We start from the raw sequence: 19,525 nt of genomic DNA, 5'->3' as shown, positions 1-19,525 counted from the left end.
TCCACCACGGTACGCGCTCCGCCGTTTACGGCGGAGCGTAGCCGGTTCCGAGTCGTAGGATGATCGCCTTCCCCGCGTTTTTCAAGGCGGCAAAACGTCTGCTGCAAAACCTCGCCATGGCCGTCTTATTACTGGCATTGGTGGTGCTGGCGTGCCGCCTGTGGCCGCATCCGCCGCTTTCCCAGGGGCAGCCTTTTTCGTCAGTCTATTACGACCGGCACGGCGCGCTGATGCGCATCGCGCTGGCCAGCGATGACCGTTATCGCCTGTGGACGCCGCTGGAGCGGATTTCGCCGCTGGCGGTCAACGGCCTGCTTCTGCACGAGGACCGCTGGTTTTATTACCACCCCGGTTTCAATCCGCTCAGCCTGATGCGCGGCTTCTGGCGTAGCTACATCGCCGGCGGCCGAATGATGGGCGGCTCAACCATCACCATGCAGCTGGCGCGAATGTACTGGCGTCTGAATACCCGCACGCCGTCGGGCAAGCTGATGCAGATTCTGCGTGCGATACAGCTGGAGCTGCGCTATTCCAAGCGCGATATCCTCGAAGCCTATCTGAACTATGCGCCCTATGGCCGCAATATTGAGAGCATCGGCGCGGCCAGCCTGATCTATTTCGACAAAGCGCCGCAACATCTGACGCTGCCGGAAGCGTTGACGCTGGCGGTGTTGCCGCAGTCGCCGAGCTATCGCATCGACGGCAATACCGGCGTGTTGAGCACGGCGCTGATCGAGGCGCGCAATCGCCTGTTCCAGCGCTGGCGGGCGCGCTATGCGACGGACGGCAGCCAGATTGCCCTGTTCAAACTGCCGCTGGCGCTGCGGCAGCCGGAGGGGATGCCCTATATCGCGCCGCATTTTATCGAACAGCTGCGCCAGCAAAATCAGCAGCTGGCGCAGAGCGATACCCGCATCGACACCACGCTGGACGCCGGTTTGCAGCGGCTCGTCGAGCGCCAGGTGAACGCCTTTATCACCCGCAATCGCAGCCACGGCATCGGCAATGCGGCGGTATTGCTGGTCGATACCCGCGATATGGGCGTACGGGCGCTGATGGGCTCGGCCGATTATTACAACCGCGATATTCAGGGGCAGGTGAACGGCACCAACGCCAAACGTTCGCCGGGCTCGGCGCTAAAACCCTTTATCTACGCGCTGGGCATGGAGCAGAGCGTGCTGCACCCCATGACGATCCTGCGCGACGTGCCTTCGGTGTTCGGCGCCTATGCGCCGGAGAACTTTGACCGGCGTTTTCTCGGGCCGGTTACCGCCACGGACGCGCTGAATTTCAGCCGCAATATTCCCGCCGTCTATATCGCTTCGCAGCTGCGTCAGCCGACGTTCTATCAGTTTCTGCGTCTTTCCGGCATCGCCAATATGTCCAGCGAGAATCACTACGGCCTGTCGCTGGTGCTGGGCGGCGGCGAAGTAACGATGCAGGAGCTGGCAAAGCTGTATGCGCTGCTGGCGAACCGCGGTTTGCTGCAACCGTTGCGCATGTTAAAAAACGAACCGACGCCGGCGCCGGTGCGTTTGCTCAGCGAAGAGGCCAGTTTTATGACGCTCGATATTCTGCGCCAGCACCGCCGCCCCGGCGATACGCTGGCGCAGGGGCGTTCCGCGCTGCCGGTGTACTGGAAAACCGGCACCTCATGGGGATTTCGCGACGCCTGGAGCGTCGGTATTTTCGGCCCCTATGCGCTGGTGGTTTGGGTGGGGAATTTCGACGGCAAGGGCAATAATGCGTTTGTCGGCGTGGATGCCGCCGCCCCGCTGTTTTTCAACGTTATCGACAGCATTCAGGCCAGTTATCCGGACTTACAGGAGCCGAAACATCCGTTCCCGAAACAGCTTAAACGGGTGGAAATCTGTCTCGCCAGCGGCGATTTGCCGACGCCGTGGTGCCAGCAGAAGGGCAAAACCTGGTTTATTCCCGGCAAGTCGCCGATCAAGGTCGATACGGTTTACCGCCCGGTGCGGCTGGATAAACAAACCGGGGAGGTGGCCTGCCCGCCCTACGATGAAGATGACGTCCGTACCGAAGTGTTTGAGTTTTGGCCGTCGGACCTGGCGAACGTGTTTGCGCAGGCCGGTTTGCCAAAGCGTAAGCCGCCGGTGAATCGCTGCAAAGACAGCGGCGTGGATATCAGCGGCAATCCGCCGCGCATCACATCGCCGCTGAAAAATACCGTTTACACGCTTCGCCAGTCGCAGCAGGGGCGCGAACGGATTTCGTTCAACGCGGTGACGGATGCCGACAGTAAAACGGTGTACTGGTTTGTGGATGATATTTATCTCGGCAGTTCCGCCAGCAAATCGTCCATCGACTGGCGGCCGATCGATAACGGGCAGTATCGCATCCGCGCGGTGGACGATCGCGGACGCGCCGACAGCCGGTTGATTCGTATTGAAATCGTAAACTAGCGCCGAGTTCGCGGTCACATGCCGATGCGGCGGGATGTTTATCGGGAATCTATGCAACCGGGCGAACATGGCCCGGCGGCCCCTCGAAGCAGGGACCGCCGGCCGTTTATGCCGTTTCTTCGTCACGCCCGGCGCGTTATCTTCGCACTATAGAGATAATTACCTGGAGTAGTTCATCTTTTGCCTGCTGTTCGGTAATGACGCCTTTAGCCGCGGCGTAGGCTAACCCTTCGGCGGAACCGAGCATGCCCCGCAGCGCCGCCTCATGCAGAGGTTGGCCGTCGCGGAACGGGGCGAACAGTTCGCGGCATTTCCCGGTAAACGCCGTGGCGTAATCCTGACGGATTTGTTCGAGTTCGGGGGTGCCGGTAAGCGCCGCCATCACGTTGGGCATTTCACGCCCCTGCTGTAGCTCGCACTCAATGTATGCTGAAGCGATCACCGCCGCCAGTTTCTCAATCTCCGGCTCTGTTTTGCGGATGCGTTCGTCCATCAGCGCCGTCTGGCGCTTATCGTATTCTTTATAAAGCGCGGCTAACAGCCCGGAGCGGCTGGTAAAGTGATCGTAAACCACCGGTTTGGTTACGCCCGCCCGCAGCGCCAGTTGCCCCAGCGTGAGCGCTTCTGTTCCTTCTTCCCGGATGATCCGCCATGCGGTTTCTATCAGTTGTACATGACGCTCTGCTCTTGTTAAACGCTGTCGTGCGCGTGGTTTGGTCATGGGCGGTATTTTCCTGTTGACATGCTTATATACCAACAGTAACTTACTATTGGTAGGTTACTGTTGGTATATAAGATTATCTCTGGCATCGTTTCAACGCAATGGGGAGTACCCGGAATGCATGCATTAATCGTCGTCTCTCATCCTGTTAATACCTCGCTGACCCACAGCGTCGCTAGCGCCATCGCGCAAGGGGGCGCAGCGTCAAATCCGCACAATACGTTTGAAATAGCGGATCTTGCGCGGGAAGGCTTTAACCCGGCGTTTTCTGCGCCGGATGTGGCCGCTTTTCAGCAAACCGGCGCAACGCCGCCTGATGTCGCCGCGCAGCAGTTGCGTATTGATAATGCGGATGCGCTGGTGCTGGTATTTCCGATTTACTGGTGGTCAATGCCGGGGCTACTGAAAGGGTGGATCGATCGCGTTTTTACAAACGGTTGGGCCTATGAAGAAACGGCTGACGGCAACGTCGTGAAGAAACTGGGGCATTTGCCGGTGCACCTTGTCGCGCTGGGCGCGGCCAGCCGGAAGACATTCGAAAAACACGGTTTTTCCGACGCGTTTAATGCGCAGATCACCCACGGAATTTTCGATTACTGCGGCGCGCCGGTAATGACGTCCGAAATGTTGCTGATGCCGGAGATGAAAACGCCGGACGCCTGTCTGGCGGCCGCGCGCAATATCGGGGGCGGTATTTTCGCTAATGCCGGATAAGCAGCGGCGCGCCCGACCGGGTGCCGATGCGGTACGGCGATTTTGTATTGCATAAACGCAACTCGCTGAAAACGATGCGGCGGCCCCTCGAAAAAGGGACTGCCGCAATCCGCCGGCCGTTTATTCCGTTTCTGCGGCGCGGGCGCTTTTTTCTTCGGCCTGCATCACCAGGCTGAGCGATGCCGGCAGCACGGTCAGCGTAACCAGCGTGGCAACGATTAACCCGCCGATGATGGCATAGGCCATCGGCCCCCAGAAGACCTGATGCGAAATCGGGATCATCCCCAGAACGGCGGCGCAGGCGGTTAACAGTATCGGCCTGGCGCGGTGTTTTGAGGCTTTGATAATCGCGTCTTCTCTGGCCAGCCCCTGGCTGGTATTGCTGTCCACCTCGCTAATCAGAATGACGGCGTTACGAATGATCATGCCGGCCAGCGCGATGATGCCCAGCAGGGCGACAAAGCCCATTGGCGTGCCGGTGGGCAGCATCGCCGCGACGATTCCGGGTAGGCCAAACGGGGCCATCAGCAGGGCCAGCAGCATGCGGGTAAACTTCTGCAGTTGGATCATCAGCAGAACCAGCATGGTGAAAAGCGTGACCGGCAATACGGCATAGACCGAACTGTTGCCTTTGTCGGATTCGGCTACCGTGCCGCCTTCCTCAATGCTATAGCCTGGCGGCAGGGAGGCCCGCAGCGCATTAACGTCGGGCAGCAACGCCTGAGAAACGGCGACGGCGTTCATCCCCGGCGCCAGATCGGTTTGAACGGTGATAAACGGCAGCCGCTGGCGCCGCCAGATCATCGGATCCTCCACTCCCCATACCGGCGTGGCGACCCGGCTCAGCGGCACTTTCTGTCCTCCTGATGAGGTGATCGTCAGGGATTGCAGGCTGCCGGTATCCAGCCGTTCGGCATCGTCGCCGCGCAGCACCACATCGATCAGCCGGTTGCGATCGCGCACGGTGGTGATAACGCTGCCGGCCCAGACGGTATGCAGGGTTTCCGCCAGACTGCTGGAAGAGACGCCTACCGCCCGCGCTTCGGTCTGATTCACTTTGAACGTGATGACCCGTTCCGGTTCTCCCGCCGTCAGGTTTACTTCGCGCGCGGCGGAATTCTGTCCGATGATGCCCGCCAGCTGCTGGGCGAAATCGTGGACTCTGGCGTAATCCGGGCCGCTGACGCGATATTTTACCGGCCAGCCTACCGGCGGCCCCAGCTCCAGCGGCGAAACGCGCGTGGTGATGTTATCAAACTGCTCGGCCAGTATTTTGTTCAACTGCTGGCTTAGCCGATCGCGCGCGGCCAGACTTTTGGCGACGATCACCAACTGCGAGGTGTTTTCATTATCCAGCAGCACGTCCATCGGCAGATAAAAACGTATCGCGCCGGTGCCGATATAGGTCGAGTAGCGATCGATATCTTTATTCCCCTCCAGCAGCCGTTCGAGCCGGGTCACCTGCCGCGTCGTTTCCGTCTGCGAGGCGTTGGCCGGCAGGGAAAGACTGACCAGCAATTCGGGACGATCGGAGGCCGGGAAGAATTCCCCCTCCATGAAGGCGGCGCCGAATACCGAGAGCGCGAAGACGGCCAGCGCGACAGCGAGCGTCGCCACGCGATGACGCAGCACCCGCGCCAGCAGGCCGCTGTAGAAGCGCATCAGGCGTCCCGGCCGGCGCGCTTGTTCACCCTTATGCGCGTTGAGGGCATGGGGTAAGAGCCAGGCTCCGGTAAGCGGCGAGAAAAGGATGGCGACGATCCATGAGCAGAGCAGGGCGATAAGCACGACGGCGAACAGGGAAAAGCAGTACTCGCCGGCGCTTGAGGCCGCGAAGCCGACCGGAATAAAACCGGCGATCATCACCAGCGTGCCGGTGAGCATGGGAAACGCCGTGGTTTCAAACGCGTAGGTCGCGGCGCGCCAGCGGTTATCGCCCCGTTCCAGACAGGCCACCATAGTTTCGACGGTGATCATGGCGTCATCCACCAGCAATCCGAGCGCGATAATCAGCGCGCCCAGCGAGATGCGCTGCAGGCCGATACCGCACAGCATCATAACGGCGAAGGTCATGGCCAATACCAGCGGAATGGCGGCGGCCACCACCAGCCCGGCGCGCAGTCCCAGCGAGACGAATGAAACGGCCAGCACGATCACCACCGCTTCGATCAGCACTCTGACGAAGCCGCTGACCGCCTGTTTCACCACGGTGGACTGGTCGGCGACGGTCGTCATTTCGATGCCGTGAGGCAGCTGCGCCTGTATCTCTTTCATTCGCTCGTTAATCGCCTGACCAAAGCGCAGCATGTTGCCGGTCGACGCCATGGAAATGGCGAGGCCGATGGCGGGCTTGCCGTTGACCTGGAACGCCGGCGCCGGCGGTTCCGCCGGCTGGCGGCTGATGGCGGCGATATCCGTCAGGGGAATGTAGCGTCCGTTAATCCGCAGGATGACGGCGCGCAGGCTTTCATCGGAGCTAAGCGCGCCGCTGACCCGTAACGCAATATTCTCTTTTTCCGTCCGCAGTCCGCCCGTCGGCACGACGTCGTTCTGCGCCTTCAGCGCGTCGGTAACCTGTTGCAGATCCAGCCCCATGCCGGCAAGTTTGCGCGGAGAAAAAGCGATGATGATTTGCTCTTCCTGTTCGCCCACCAGGGTGATTTTGCCGATGTCCGGCACCGACATCAGGCTGCGCCGGACGTCTTCAACCCGGTCGCGCAGTTCGCGCGGCGTAAAGCCCTCGGCGGTAAAGCCGTAAATCGTGCCGAAGGTATTGTCGAACTCGTCGTTCACCGCTGGCCCCTGCACGCCTTGCGGCAGCGAGGGGGCGATATCCTGCATTTTATTGCGTACCTGATGCCAGATATCCGACACTTGCGCCGGCGGCGTGTCGTCCCGCAGGTTCACGAAGATGACGGACTGCCCTGCCTTGGTTTCGCTTTCCACATAGTCAAGATAAGGCGTTTCCTGCAATTTCTTTTCCAGCGTGTCCGTCACCAGATTGGTGGTATCGCCGATGGTGGCGCCCGGCCACAGCGTGGTGACCACGGCTGCTTTAATCGTGAAGGCCGGGTCTTCATTACGCGGCAGTTGGTCATAGCTGATGATGCCGGCGATCATGATAAGCAGCATAAAAAAGCTCACCAACTGCTGATTTTTCAGCGCCCAGGCCGAGAGATTAAATGACTTTTTTAAATCGGAAGCATTCATTTCATTTCCTCTCCGGGGCTGACTTTTTCACCGTCCCACAGTTTGCTGACGCCCGCCGTGACCACTTTTTCGCCCGGCTGAATGCCGTCGCTGACGAATACCGATGAGGCGGTGTAACGTGCCGGCACAATCGGACGCAGATGAAGCTGCATGTTATCGCCCACGACGAATACCGCCGGCTGGTCGCCCGTTCGGGTCAGCGAGGACGCGGGGAGGGCAATCATTCCCGGCCCGGATAGCGGCATTTCCACCTGCGCGCTGGCGCCCATCGCCATGGCGTCCGGCGGATTATCAAGCGAAATCCTGACTCGCCAGGTTCGGGTCTGGGGATCGGCCTGCGGACTGATATCGCGCAGGCTGCCTGTCGTTTTTACGGCGGGGTCCGTCAGCAGCGAAACCGTGAACGCGCCACTTTTGACGCGGGCGATCTCTTGCGGATCGGCGACGTCGAATACCACATCCCGTCCGTTGCTGGCGGCGAAGGTGAAAATAGCTTGTCCAGCCGTGACCACCTGACCGGCAGACGCGCTGACGCTGGTAATCACGCCGGATTGCGGGGCGGTAAGCCGGGTCCACGCCAGATTGTCCTGCGCGTTTTTCAGCGCCGCTTCATCGCTTTGACGGCGGGATACCGCCGCCTGCCAGTCCGATGTCGCCGTGTCCAACTGCGAGCGGGCGATGGCGCCGGACGGCATCAGCGACTGTAGACGGCGCAGGTTTACCGCCGCCACGCGTTCGGCGGCGCGCGCGCTGTCCAGTTCAGCCTGCGCGCTGCTGAGTTGATTGCGGCCGGTATCGCTCTCCAGCGCGGCCAGCAGTTGGCCGTTGGCTACGCGATCGCCTACGTCGGCCACGCGGGTCAGGAGCCTGCCGTCAAGCCGGAAACTCAGCGATATTTCATCGTGGGCGCGGATCTCGCCGGTGCGGCTAAGCGTCGTGCCGGCGGAGGGGGGCTGCGCGGTAACATAGCGTACCGGACGGGGCGCTACGGTTTGCGGCGTATCGCGATCCCCGCAACCGGCAAGCAGCAGCGGTACCAGGTAGAACAGAGGCCGGGCCGGCGGTAACCGCAGGCGCCGGATAGGGGTGATAATCTTGTGCAGCGCGCTGCGCGCATAAGTGGCAAGGTGTTTTGACATGGTGCTTCCCCTGAATCAAGTTGGCGCCATTTAATCAATCAGGTGACGAAATTCCGTTTATATTTCATCAAGGATTCATCAAGAGAGACGAATTTAGCGTTATATTCCGGCGGCTTCCGGCAGGTGGATGGTGATGAGCAGCCCTTTGCCCGCCGGCAGCGCGGCGTTGATACTTCCGCCATGAGCCGCGCAGATGGCGCGGGCTAGCGACAAGCCCAGGCCGCTTCCGCCGGAGTGGCGGGCTCTGGATGAATCCGCGCGGGTAAAGCGATCGAACATGCAGGATAAAAATTCCGGATCGACGCCGGGGCCATAATCCCGGAAGGCGATCTGATAACCCTTACCCGCTGGTTGTATCTCAATGTTCAACTGCTTGCCTTCGCTGGCGTAGCGCAGCGCGTTTTCCATCAGAACGCTAAAGGCCTGCCCAAGCCGAAACGCATCCCCCACGTAGGCGCAGGGCATGGCGGCGATAACATTGATCGACATGCCTGTTTTTTCTGACTGGGGCCGGAGCCAGGCGGCGCGTTCCCGCAGCAGTTCCGCCAGGTCTAGTACGCGGCGATCGAGTTCGAGCCTGCCGGCTTCGGCCAGCGACAGCAGGTGTAGTTCATCAATCAGACGGTTCAGATGCTGTAGTTGCTTCATCACCATGCCGAGCTGCTGCGGATCGGCCATGAACACGCCGTCGATCATGCCCTGAAGCCGCCCGATGGCCGCCGTTAGCGGCGAACGCAGTTCATGCGCTATCGCCACGTGCGACGCCCGCATTTCATGCTCGTAACGCGCAAGCTGATGCGTCATGGCGTTGAAATCCCGGGTGAAGCGGGCCATTTCCGTCGGAGCCTTGTCAACCAACTCTGCCTGCGTGCCGAATTGTCCGCGGGTTACGGCTTCGGAGGCGGCGGCCAGTCGGCTGAACTGGACTGAAAGCGGAAGTGCGCTTTTTAGCCCCATGACAACGATAAAAGGGATCATAACCGCCACCAGCACGCCGACCATCAGCCAGTCTGCGGAGGCGACGGAAGGTTCGGAATAGCTTACGCCCCACCAGGTATCGACAATCTGGTGAAAGCGCGCCAGGTCGGTTTCAGGATGCTGGCGCAACATTTCAAATTCTTCCCGTAGCATTGGCGGCATATGATGAAGCACCCAGATATTCTGAATGGCGAAGCGCAGCCACATGCACAGCGCGATGACAATGACCGTGCCAATCGCCAGCGCCAGTATCCGAACGCATATCCAGCGCCAAAGGGAATGATATTTAATATTTTTCATGGATGACGGAGCCTGTAACCGATGCCTCGCATATCGCGCGGGGCATGAGTGTTGGTGATGCCGGCGGTTTCAATGGGGTCGCGCAGGTGGCGCTTCAGGTATGCGTTGATCTTCAGTCCCGCATCGCGAAAACCCTTCTTCTATGAAATATTCAATAAATCTTTTGTATCCCGGCGATTTTCGCAAAGAAAATGATCCATAATATGCCGCTGCATTTACCCGGTATCATCTCGGGGTTATGCTATGTTTTTCACTAATTACCCGTAAAAATAATTGAAATTGAAATAACTAGATGATTTTCTATAATTTGCGCCGCCGCCGTCTTGATAGATGCCAGCCGTTCGATCTTCGCATTACAAAATCAAGTGATGCTTAATGAATTATCAAGATTTCATGAAGGGACAGAATCTATGAGCCAGCGAAGAGTGCTGATCGTTGAAGATGATTTCGACGGCGCCGAGGTATTGAGCGCTTACCTGAAGCGGGATGGATTCCAAACTCGTCATGTCGCCGATGGCCGTCAGGCATTGGAGCAACATGCGCAATGGCGGCCGGATTTGGTGCTGCTGGATATCATGTTGCCGGGGTTGAGCGGCAACGATGTGCTGGCGGCGATCCGTCAACATGCTTCCACGCCGGTGATTATGGTGACGGCGGTGGGCAGCGAATCCAATCGCATCAATTCATTGCTGTATGGCGCCGATGATTATGTGGTCAAGCCCTATAATCCCGGCGAAGTGGTCGCCCGCGTCCATGCCGTGCTGCGGCGTTGGGTCAACAACGCCCAGGCGCGTTCCCGCAGCCTGCGTCACGGCAATTTGGTGGTGGATATCGATGCGGCGCAGGTTTCGGTCGAAGTCGACGGCGTGCGGCAACCGCTCGATCTGACGCGCACCGAGTTCAATCTGCTGGCGATGCTGATGGCTTGTCCGACGCGCATGTTTTCACGCGCGGAACTGCTTGCCGGCTGCTTGCCGGAAAGCGATGCGCTGGAACGCGTGGTCGACGCGCACATCTATAATTTGCGCCGCAAGCTGGAACGCGTCGGCATCCACGACGTACTGCTTACGGTGCGCGGGTTGGGCTATCGTTTCAGCAACGCGCTATGAACAAAAACGTCATGGACAACAGCAAATCCCGCGCCGCCGAACCGCTGTGGCGCTGGATAAGCCTGCGGATGATCGGTCTGGCGATGGCGGCTATTTTGTTGGTCGGCGTCGGCATGTGGCTGCGTTTTTTCTGGTGGGAGGAGCACCAGCGCGCGGCGATCCCGGAACCGGTGCGGCAGGAACTGCAACAGCTGGAGGCCCAGCCGGTCGAACACCGGCAGCGTTTGCTGCAAATCTATGGCGAATATATGTATGGCGAATATTTCACCAATGAAGCCATCCATGAAGATATGCTGTTTTTCGGCGTGTTCATGCTGATGTCGGTTCCATTGATAGTGGGCGGCGGCGTATGGGTGTCGCTGCATCTGTCGCGCCAGCTCAGCGCCGTGGCGATCTCCGCGGACCAAATCGCGCAGGGCGATTTCACGGCGCGCGCGGCGCTGGCGCCCCATACGCCGGCGGCGCTGCGCAGTCTGACGAGCGATTTTAACCGCATGGCCGCGCGGCTGGAGCGCCATGAACGGGAGTTGCAGGCGTCCAGCGCCGCCACCGCGCATGAGTTGCGCACGCCGCTAACGGCGGCCAAAGCGCGTCTACAGGCGCTGATTGACGGCGTGTTTGAACCGACGCCGCAGAATTTTCACCTTATTATGGGTCAGTTGGATCAACTGAACCGGTTGATTGATGATTTGTACCTGTTGTCGTTGGTTTCCGCCGGACAATTGGCGCTGTCGCCCTCTGAATTCGCGCTGCGTCCCCTGCTGGAAGAGCGCATCGCCTGGGTCGCGCCGCGTTTGCAGGCATTGCGGATGCGCGCGAATCTCGACGCGGCGGAGGATCTGCTCGTGCTGGCGGATCGCAATCGCCTGGGGCAGGTGCTCTCCATTCTGCTTGATAACGCCATCCGCTACGCCGCGTCGGGCGATTGGATCGCGCTGAACGCCCGCCGGCAGGACAACGGCGTGTATATCGACGTGGAAGACGGCGGTCCCGGTTTTGCGCCGGAGCACCTTGACCGCGTCTGCGACCGCTTCTGGCGCGCCGAAAGCTCTCGTTCGCGGCATGCGGGCGGCAGCGGCCTGGGCCTGGCGGTCGCCGTGGCGATCTGTCAGGCGCATGAAGGCCGGCTCTCCGTACACAATCGCGCCGGCGGCGGCGCGCGCATCACTCTTTACCTGCCTGACTAAGAGCCTCCCCATTAGGGCTTGGCCCAGGGCCGCGCCCAGACAATATGCGCGCTATTCGTGGCCAAACTGGCCGCGCCAATAACGCCTACAGGGATAGGCTCTAAGGGAATTTTTTCCCTCTCTTCATAGAATCTTCACCATTTCTCGGTCGGAACTTGTCTGAACGCTGGTGTACTGCTTGCGGTTTCTATTCAGCTTGAGGATGAGTACGAATGAGCAACACAAACAGTTTCCCGACGCGCCGATCTCTTTGTCTAGTCTGCGCTCTGGCGGCACTGCCGCTGACGGGACAGGCGCAACAAACCGAACCGCAGGCGCCCGCCAGCTTGTTCGGCGATGAAACTGACGTCAACTTGGGACTCGGCGCGACTTTCAGCCCGCGTTACCTGGGCGCGCGCCAGACGCGGGTGTCTCCCGAACTGGAGTTAAGCATTTCGCGCGGCATCTTTTTTGCCGATACGCTGCGCGGCATCGGCGCGGAGTATCTCACCGACAGCGGGTTTTATGTGAGCGGCGCGCTGTCTTACGACCCAGGGCGTAAAGAGAAAGAGAGTACCTGGCGGCCGGGTTCCAAACGGCTGCGCGGCATGGGGGAAGTCAAAGGCGCGACCACCGCCGATTTGCTGGTATCGCAGCGAATCACCTCCTGGCTGGCGATCAATGGCGAGGCCGAATTTCGCGTGGCGGGCTACGAGCGCGGGAATCGTTATCGGCTGGGGCTGGAAGGCACCTTACTGCGCGACGGCGGCGATACCGTCACCCTGGGCGTCAATATGCATGCGGGCGACGGCCGCTACAACCGCACTTACTTCGGCGTGAGCGAGGAGCAGCATCGCAATTCGCGTTTTTCCCGTTTCAACGCGAAATCCGGGGTTTATGCCTATTCGGCGTCGATCGACTGGCAACACGATTTCGATCGGAACTGGACGCTATTCATGGGGGTGAACCTGATGGAATTCAGCGACCGGGCGCATCATAGCCCGCTGGTGGAAGGCAATACCGGCGTGACGGGCTTCGCGATGGTGAATTACACGTTCTGAGACCGCGGGCGGCGGTAGTACGCATTAGACATTAAGGAATTTACTTTATGGCATTCCTTCCTTTTTCCCGGCCCTCGCTCGGTGAGATGGAACTGGCGGCGGTGAAGGCGGTTTTCGAATCCGGCTGGATTACCACCGGACCGAAATGCGCCGAACTTGAACGCGCATTTTGCCGGCTCACGGGAAATCAGCATGCCATCGCCGTGAGCTCCGCCACGGCCGGTATGCACGTCACCCTGATGGCGCTCGGTCTGAAGCCCGGCGAGGAAGTGATCACCCCCTCGCTGACCTGGGTTTCCACCATCAATATCATCTCGTTACTTGGCGCCACGCCGGTAATGATCGACGTTGACCGCGACACGCTGATGGTGACGCCCGAAGCCATTGAGGCCGCCATCACCCCCCGTACCAGGGCGATCGTTCCGGTGCATTATGCGGGCGCCCCGGCCGACCTGGATGCCATCCGGGCGGTGGGCGAGCGCCACGGTATTCCCGTTATCGAAGATGCCGCCCATGCGGCGGGAACCTTTTATAAAGGGCGTCATGTGGGGGGGCGCGGTACGGCGATTTTCTCTTTCCACGCCATCAAGAACATGTCATGCGCGGAAGGCGGAATGGTTGTCACCGACGACGCCGGCCTGGCCGAGCGTATCCGTATGCTGAAATTTCATGGGCTGGGCGTGGACGCGTTCGATCGCCAGACTCTCGGCCGCCAGCCTCAGGCGGAAGTCATCACGCCCGGCTTTAAATACAATCTGCCGGATATCAGCGCGGCCATCGCGCTGGTTCAGCTTAAACGACTGCCGCAAATCAATGCGCGGCGAACGGCCATTGCGCAGCGCTATCTCCAGGCGCTAAAAGAGACGCCTTTTTCTCCGCTTGAGGCGCCCGCCTGGCCGCATCAGCATGCCTGGCACCTGTTTATCATCCGCGTCGATGAGGCAACCTGCGGCATCTCGCGCGATGCCCTGATGCAGGCGCTTAAAGAGCAGGATATCGGCACCGGCCTGCATTTTCGCGCCGCGCATACGCATAAATATTATCGCGCACGCTACCCCGGCGTGTCGCTGCCCGCAACGGAGTGGAACTGCGAACGTATCTGCTCCATCCCGCTTTTTCCCGATATGACAGACAGCGACGTCGAGCGCGTAATCGCTGCGCTGCGCAGGCTAGCCGGGGTTTAAATGACTGAAGAAAAAACGATTAATAAAGTGTCGGTAGTCATTCCTGTTTTTAACGAACAGGAAAGCCTGCCGGAACTGATTCGACGTACGGACAGCGCCTGCCGCGGTCTGGGTCTGGAATATGAAATTTTGCTGGTCGACGACGGCAGTCAGGATCTCTCCGCCGACATGATATCGGCGGCGGCCGGCGCGCCCGGCAGCCATATTACGGCGATCCTGCTTAACCGCAACTATGGTCAGCATTCAGCCATCATGGCGGGATTCAGCCGCGTCAGCGGCGACCTTATCATCACGCTGGATGCCGATTTGCAAAACCCGCCCGAAGAGATCCCCCGCCTGGTGGCGGCAGCCCAGGAGGGCTATGACGTGGTTGGCACGGTGCGGCAGAACCGTCAGGACAGTTGGTTCCGCCGCCGCGCGTCGCGCGCCATCAATCACCTGATTCAGCGCGTAACCGGCAAAGCGATGGGGGATTACGGCTGTATGCTGCGCGCCTACCGGCGTCACATCGTTGACGCGATGCTGAATTGCCATGAGCGCAGCACCTTTATTCCCATTCTCGCCAATACTTTCGCGCGCCGCGCAACGGAACTGCCCGTGACGCATGCCGAACGTGAATTCGGCAATTCAAAGTACAGCTTTATGCGGCTCATCAACCTGATGTATGACCTGGTGACCTGCCTGACGACCACGCCGCTGCGTATGTTAAGCGTGCTGGGCAGCCTGATTGCCCTGGCCGGATTCGCGTTCTCCGTCTTGCTGATTGCGCTGCGCCTGTTTCTGGGCGCGGAGTGGGCCGGGGAAGGCGTATTCATGCTTTTCGCGGTGTTGTTTATGTTCGTCGGCGCTCAGTTCATCGGTATGGGCCTGCTTGGCGAATACATCGGCCGCATCTACAACGATGTACGGGCGCGGCCTCGCTATTTTATCCAACGCGTTATCCATCATCAGAAAGACGCTTCAGTACAGGAAACCGAACAATGAAAACCATCGTCTTCGCCTACCACGATATGGGCTGTGCGGGCATCAATGCGCTGCTTGAAGCAGGCTATAACATCTGCGCCATTTTTACCCATGCCGATTCAGCCGCTGAAAATCGTTTTTTTGGCTCGGTAGCGCGCATTGCCGCAGAGAAAGGCATTCCGGTCTACGCCCCTGACGACGTTAATCACCCATTGTGGCTCGATCGCATCAACGCGATGGAGCCGGATATCCTGTTCTCGTTCTATTACCGCACGCTGTTGAGCGACAGCATTCTGAGCAGCGCAAAATTCGGGGCTTTTAACTTACACGGCTCCCTGTTGCCGAAATACCGCGGCCGGGCGCCCCTCAACTGGGCTCTCGCCAACGGAGAGCGTGAGACCGGCGTAACGCTGCACCGCATGATCAAACGCGCCGACGCAGGCGACATTATCGCGCAGCAGTCCGTGAAAATTGAAGAAGCGGACGATGCGATGACGCTTCATCATAAACTGGTGCGGTGCGCGCGTAATTTACTTGGCGACGTACTGCCGGCCATGAAACAAGGGCGGATCGATGGCCGGAGCCAGAATGAGGCGGAGGCGACGGTGGTGCGCCGCCGCACGCCGGAGGACGGGCGCATCAACTGGTCGCTGCCTGCGCGGGAAATTCATAATCTGGTGCGCGCGGTCACCGACCCCTGGCCGGGCGCCTTTGCCTGGGCGGGGGCGTCGAAATTCATCGTCTGGAAAAGCCGGGTCTTATCGGACCATGTTCACGCCAAACCCGGCACCGTGCTGTCTGCCGATCCCTTTGTCATCGCCTGCAAAGACGGCGCGCTTGAAGTGCTGACCGGGCAAACGGATAACGGCGTCTACATGAATGGCTGCCAGTTGGCGCAAAGTTTGGGCGTGGTGCCCGGCGCGCTGCTGTATTCCCAGCCCGTGGCCGCCGTTAAGCGCCGCACGCGCGTGTTGATCCTGGGGGTGAACGGCTTCATCGGCAACCACCTGACCGAACGTTTGCTCAAAGAGGATAACTTCGAGGTCTTTGGCCTGGACATCAGCTCCGATGCCATCAGCCGTTTTGTGGGCCACCCGCGCTTTCAGTTTGTCGAGGGGGATGTCAGCATTCACTCCGAGTGGATCGAATACCACATTAAAAAATGCGACGTCATCCTGCCGCTGGTGGCGATCGCCACGCCGATCGAGTACACCCGTAATACGCTGCGCGTGTTTGAGCTCGACTTTGAAGAGAACCTGAAGATTATCCGCGGCTGTGTGAAATATGGTAAGCGCATCATCTTTCCATCCACCTCGGAAGTGTACGGCATGTGCACCGACGCCAGTTTTGATGAAGATAGTTCGAAACTGGTGGTCGGCCCCATTAACAAGCCGCGTTGGATTTACTCGGTCTCCAAACAGCTGCTGGACCGCATTATCTGGGCTTACGGCGAGAAAGAGGGGCTGCGTTTTACCCTGTTCCGTCCTTTCAACTGGATGGGGCCGCGTCTTGATAGCCTGAACGCCGCCCGCATCGGCAGTTCGCGCGTGATTACCCAGTTAATTCTGAACCTTGTGGAAGGTTCGCCCATCAAGCTGATTGACGGCGGCAGCCAGAAACGCTGCTTCACCGATATCAGCGACGGCATCGAAGCGCTGTTCCGCATCGTCGAAAACAAACATCAGAACTGCGACGGGCAGATTATCAATATCGGCAATCCGGATAACGAAGCCAGCATCAAGGAGCTGGCGGAACGGTTGCTTGACCGTTTCGAACGCCACCCGCTGCGCGACCGTTTCCCGCCGTTCGCCGGGTTCCGCGAAGTGGAAAGCAGCAGCTATTACGGAAAAGGCTATCAGGATGTCGAACACCGCAAGCCTTCCATTCGCAATGCCCGCCGCCTGCTGGAATGGAGTCCGACGGTTGAGATGGACACCACCATTGAAAATACGCTTGATTTCTTCCTGCGCACCGTAGATCTGCCGGAGGGGGATGCATGAAGACAGTCGGTCTGCGGGTCGATGTCGATACCTGGCGCGGTACGCAACTGGGCGTACCGGCGCTGCTGGATCTGTTCAACAGGCATAATATTCGGGCGACGTTTTTCTTCAGCGTCGGCCCGGACAACATGGGGCGCCACCTGTGGCGCCTGATAAAACCCCGCTTTCTATGGAAAATGCTGCGCTCACGCGCCGCATCGCTGTATGGCTGGGATATCTTGCTGGCAGGAACGGCCTGGCCGGGCAGAGTCATCGGCGAGGGGTTGAAGGACGTGATCCGAGCCGCGGCTGACCGCCATGAGGTAGGGCTGCACGCCTGGGACCATTTCGCCTGGCAAACCTGGGCGGGAAGCTGGTCTGAGGAGAAACTCAGCCAGCAGATAGCCCGCGGTTTGGCGGCGCTGGAGCAGATCGTTGAACAACCGGTGACCTGCTCTGCGGCGGCCGGCTGGCGCGCCGATGGCCGGGTCATGGAGGCAAAGCGGGCGTTTGGTTTTCGCTATAACAGCGACTGCCGGGGAACCGCGCCCTTCCGGCCGGTGCTCAGCGGCGGTCAGCCCGGCGCCGTGCAGATTCCGGTTACGCTGCCGACCTGGGACGAAGCGGTGGGGCAGGTCGTCGGCGTCAGCAATTATAACGACTTCATACTTGCGCGTATGCGGGCGGATAGCGGTACGCCCGTGTACACCATTCACGCCGAAGTGGAAGGCATCAGCCAGCTCAGCGCATTCGGCGATTTACTTCGGCGCTGCGAAGCGCAGGGGCTGCGGTTTTGTCCTCTCGGCGATCTGCTGCCGCAGGATGTGAGCCGACTGCCGACGGGAAATGTGGTACGCGGGTATATTCCGGGCCGTGAAGGGTGGCTTGGCTGTGAAAAACTCACGGGGAAGATGGAATGACGACCACTGGAAAAGGCTTTCTCCTGCTTGCTCTTTTGATTTTGTATTACCTGGTTCCTCTTGAGTTCAGGAGTCTCTGGCAGCCTGATGAAACGCGATATGCGGAAATCAGCCGGGAAATGTTGCAAAACGGCAATTGGGTAACGCCGCGCTTCTTTGACCTGCGTTATTTCGAGAAGCCGGTCGCGGGTTACTGGATCAACAATGTCGGGCAGTGGCTGTTCGGCCACAATAATTTTGCGGTGCGCATCGGCTCCGTATTTTCAACCATCCTGAGCGCGCTGCTGGTCTACTGGCTGGGACGGCGCGTCTATGCCGATCGCGCGGTTGCGCTCACCGCCGTCGTGATGATGCTTACCTCGTTGCTGGTTTACGGCGTGGGCACCTATTCGGTGCTCGATCCGATGCTGCTGCTATGGCTGACCGCCGCGATGTGCAGCTACTGGTTTGCCGCCGGGGCCGCCGGCGTAAAGCAGCGCGTGGCCGGCTATCTGCTGCTGGGACTGGCCTGCGGCATGGGGTTTATGACCAAAGGCTTTCTGGCGCTGGCGGTGCCGGTGCTGGTCATCGCCCCCTGGGCCATCTGGCGGCGCCGTTTTAGGGAACTGCTGGTTTACGGCCCGCTTGCCGTGTTAAGCGCCGCGCTGCTGAGCGCCCCCTGGGCGCTGGCCGTTCATCTGCAACAGCCGGATTTCTGGCGCTACTTTTTTTGGGTGGAGCACATCCAGCGCTTCGCGGAGTCAGATGCTCAGCACAAAGCGCCGTTTTGGTATTACCTGCCGGTGCTGCTGGTAGGGGCGCTTCCCTGGCTGGCGTTGCTGCCGGGCGCGCTTTATCAGGGCTGGCGGCAGCGGGCCGACTCTCCCGGCGGGCTGTATCTGTTCTGCTGGACGATCGTTCCGTTTCTGTTCTTCAGCATCGCCAAAGGCAAACTGCCGACCTATATCCTGCCGTGCTTTGCGCCCCTGGCGATTCTGATGGCCCGGCATGGGCTGATGCTCGCCAGAAAGGCCAGCAACATCTTAAAGATAAATGCCTGGATTAACCTTCTGTTCGGCTGCGTGGGCATGGCGGCTTTGCTGGCGGCGCTGGCGCCCTGGGGCATCGGCGGACGCTCGCTTTACCGGCAGCATGAGATGATTCCGCTGGCGTTGGCGGTGGTTTCATTCGCCGGCTGGGCGCTAGCCGGCGCGCTAAGCCTGAAGCCGCAGCGGGGGCGCTGGTTGGCCGCCGCGCTTTGCCCGCTGGCTCTGGCGCTGTGCGTCGGCGCGGCGATACCGGAAAGCGTGCGGAACACCAAGCAGCCCCAGTCCTTTGTCGGCGGCATCGCCGGCCAACTCGCCGACAGCCGCTACATTCTGAGCAACAACCCCGGCATCGCGTCTGCGATCGCATGGACGCTCCAGCGCAGCGATATGCTTTTCTACGATAAGCAGGGCGAGCTTAAGTATGGACTGAGCTACCCGGATGCGCAGTCACGGTACGTTGATAGCGCCGATTTTCATCGCTGGCTGGCCGCTCATCGTAAACAGGGAACGGTTTCGCTGGTGTTGCAGATGGATCGCGGTGAGCCGATGCCCGCCGGGTTGCCTCCCGCCGATATTATCTCTCGCGCCGATCAGATGTTGTTTTTGCAATACAGGGCCGCGCCATGA

The 19,525-nt window shown here is 59.8% G+C and carries 14 protein-coding genes; 10 read left to right on the top strand and 4 right to left on the bottom strand.

Annotated features, from left to right (window positions below; translation table 11 throughout):
* The first annotated feature begins 59 nt into the window (after window positions 1–59).
* The gene (gene pbpC, locus HC231_RS18715; protein ID WP_208228219.1) at window positions 60–2,426 is read left to right on the top strand and encodes a penicillin-binding protein 1C; all 2,367 of its coding nucleotides are present in this window, start codon (window positions 60–62) and stop codon (window positions 2,424–2,426) included.
* 136 nt (window positions 2,427–2,562) lie between these two features.
* Here the strand turns inward: pbpC and HC231_RS18710 are convergent, their stop codons facing one another.
* Window positions 2,563–3,147, bottom strand: coding sequence for a TetR/AcrR family transcriptional regulator (locus HC231_RS18710; protein ID WP_208228218.1), 585 nt, complete (start codon window positions 3,145–3,147; stop codon window positions 2,563–2,565).
* Between the two features lie 117 nt (window positions 3,148–3,264).
* Between HC231_RS18710 and HC231_RS18705 the strand changes: the two genes are divergently transcribed.
* Window positions 3,265–3,861: an NAD(P)H-dependent oxidoreductase gene (locus HC231_RS18705; protein ID WP_208228217.1), complete on the top strand. Its 597-nt coding sequence runs from the start codon at window positions 3,265–3,267 to the stop codon at window positions 3,859–3,861.
* A 120-nt stretch (window positions 3,862–3,981) separates the two neighbouring features.
* Here HC231_RS18705 and HC231_RS18700 read toward each other — a convergent pair whose 3' ends face one another.
* The 3 genes from HC231_RS18700 to HC231_RS18690 all read right to left on the bottom strand — a co-directional run bounded on the left by HC231_RS18700 (window position 3,982) and on the right by HC231_RS18690 (window position 9,488).
* Entirely contained in the window at window positions 3,982–7,071 is a 3,090-nt protein-coding gene (locus HC231_RS18700) for an efflux RND transporter permease subunit (protein WP_208228216.1), read from the bottom strand.
* Window positions 7,068–8,210 (bottom strand): efflux RND transporter periplasmic adaptor subunit, encoded by a 1,143-nt coding sequence (locus HC231_RS18695; RefSeq protein WP_208228215.1) that lies wholly within the window; start codon window positions 8,208–8,210, stop codon window positions 7,068–7,070. Before HC231_RS18695 ends, HC231_RS18700 begins: the two co-directional genes overlap by 4 nt.
* Window positions 8,211–8,309: 99 nt before the next feature.
* Window positions 8,310–9,488: a sensor histidine kinase gene (locus HC231_RS18690; protein ID WP_208228214.1), complete on the bottom strand. Its 1,179-nt coding sequence runs from the start codon at window positions 9,486–9,488 to the stop codon at window positions 8,310–8,312.
* Between the two features lie 410 nt (window positions 9,489–9,898).
* Between HC231_RS18690 and HC231_RS18685 the strand changes: the two genes are divergently transcribed.
* The 8 genes from HC231_RS18685 (at window position 9,899) to arnT (ending at window position 19,525) form a co-directional block, all read left to right on the top strand.
* Window positions 9,899–10,597: a response regulator gene (locus tag HC231_RS18685; RefSeq protein WP_208228213.1), complete on the top strand. Its 699-nt coding sequence runs from the start codon at window positions 9,899–9,901 to the stop codon at window positions 10,595–10,597.
* A complete protein-coding gene (locus tag HC231_RS18680; protein ID WP_208228212.1) occupies window positions 10,594–11,784 on the top strand; it encodes a sensor histidine kinase in 1,191 nt (396 codons plus the stop codon). The genes HC231_RS18685 and HC231_RS18680 overlap by 4 nt, the downstream gene beginning before the upstream one ends.
* Before the next feature lie 212 nt (window positions 11,785–11,996).
* Window positions 11,997–12,824, top strand: a complete 828-nt coding sequence (locus HC231_RS18675; protein ID WP_208228211.1) for a MipA/OmpV family protein — start codon at window positions 11,997–11,999, stop codon at window positions 12,822–12,824.
* A 47-nt stretch (window positions 12,825–12,871) separates the two neighbouring features.
* Window positions 12,872–14,008: a UDP-4-amino-4-deoxy-L-arabinose aminotransferase gene (gene arnB, locus HC231_RS18670; protein ID WP_208228210.1), complete on the top strand. Its 1,137-nt coding sequence runs from the start codon at window positions 12,872–12,874 to the stop codon at window positions 14,006–14,008.
* The gene (gene arnC / locus HC231_RS18665; protein WP_208228209.1) at window positions 14,009–14,992 is read left to right on the top strand and encodes an undecaprenyl-phosphate 4-deoxy-4-formamido-L-arabinose transferase; all 984 of its coding nucleotides are present in this window, start codon (window positions 14,009–14,011) and stop codon (window positions 14,990–14,992) included. It begins immediately after the preceding gene.
* Window positions 14,989–16,971 carry a bifunctional UDP-4-amino-4-deoxy-L-arabinose formyltransferase/UDP-glucuronic acid oxidase ArnA gene (gene arnA, locus HC231_RS18660; RefSeq protein ID WP_208228208.1) on the top strand — a complete coding sequence of 661 codons (1,983 nt, stop codon included), beginning with the start codon at window positions 14,989–14,991 and terminating at the stop codon, window positions 16,969–16,971. Before arnC ends, arnA begins: the two co-directional genes overlap by 4 nt.
* Window positions 16,968–17,870 carry a 4-deoxy-4-formamido-L-arabinose-phosphoundecaprenol deformylase gene (gene arnD, locus HC231_RS18655; RefSeq protein ID WP_208228207.1) on the top strand — a complete coding sequence of 301 codons (903 nt, stop codon included), beginning with the start codon at window positions 16,968–16,970 and terminating at the stop codon, window positions 17,868–17,870. Before arnA ends, arnD begins: the two co-directional genes overlap by 4 nt.
* Complete coding sequence (gene arnT, locus HC231_RS18650; protein ID WP_208228206.1) at window positions 17,867–19,525, top strand: lipid IV(A) 4-amino-4-deoxy-L-arabinosyltransferase; 1,659 nt, start codon at window positions 17,867–17,869, stop codon at window positions 19,523–19,525. The genes arnD and arnT overlap by 4 nt, the downstream gene beginning before the upstream one ends.

Origin of the sequence: Brenneria izadpanahii (assembly GCF_017569925.1) — a bacterium.
GTDB classification, from domain to species: Bacteria; Pseudomonadota; Gammaproteobacteria; order Enterobacterales; family Enterobacteriaceae; genus Brenneria; species Brenneria izadpanahii.
This window is presented reverse-complemented; position numbering and strand designations above follow the sequence as displayed.

Bases quoted from the DNA above. Each gene is read 5' to 3' on its own strand.
- pbpC (WP_208228219.1), top strand. From the start codon at position 60: ATGATCGCCTTCCCCGCGTTTTTCAAGGCGGCAAAACGTCTGCTGCAA.
- HC231_RS18710 (WP_208228218.1), bottom strand. From the start codon at position 3,147: ATGACCAAACCACGCGCACGACAGCGTTTAACAAGAGCAGAGCGTCAT.
- HC231_RS18705 (WP_208228217.1), top strand. From the start codon at position 3,265: ATGCATGCATTAATCGTCGTCTCTCATCCTGTTAATACCTCGCTGACC.
- HC231_RS18700 (WP_208228216.1), bottom strand. From the start codon at position 7,071: ATGAATGCTTCCGATTTAAAAAAGTCATTTAATCTCTCGGCCTGGGCG.
- HC231_RS18695 (WP_208228215.1), bottom strand. From the start codon at position 8,210: ATGTCAAAACACCTTGCCACTTATGCGCGCAGCGCGCTGCACAAGATT.
- HC231_RS18690 (WP_208228214.1), bottom strand. From the start codon at position 9,488: ATGAAAAATATTAAATATCATTCCCTTTGGCGCTGGATATGCGTTCGG.
- HC231_RS18685 (WP_208228213.1), top strand. From the start codon at position 9,899: ATGAGCCAGCGAAGAGTGCTGATCGTTGAAGATGATTTCGACGGCGCC.
- HC231_RS18680 (WP_208228212.1), top strand. From the start codon at position 10,594: ATGAACAAAAACGTCATGGACAACAGCAAATCCCGCGCCGCCGAACCG.
- HC231_RS18675 (WP_208228211.1), top strand. From the start codon at position 11,997: ATGAGCAACACAAACAGTTTCCCGACGCGCCGATCTCTTTGTCTAGTC.
- arnB (WP_208228210.1), top strand. From the start codon at position 12,872: ATGGCATTCCTTCCTTTTTCCCGGCCCTCGCTCGGTGAGATGGAACTG.
- arnC (WP_208228209.1), top strand. From the start codon at position 14,009: ATGACTGAAGAAAAAACGATTAATAAAGTGTCGGTAGTCATTCCTGTT.
- arnA (WP_208228208.1), top strand. From the start codon at position 14,989: ATGAAAACCATCGTCTTCGCCTACCACGATATGGGCTGTGCGGGCATC.
- arnD (WP_208228207.1), top strand. From the start codon at position 16,968: ATGAAGACAGTCGGTCTGCGGGTCGATGTCGATACCTGGCGCGGTACG.
- arnT (WP_208228206.1), top strand. From the start codon at position 17,867: ATGACGACCACTGGAAAAGGCTTTCTCCTGCTTGCTCTTTTGATTTTG.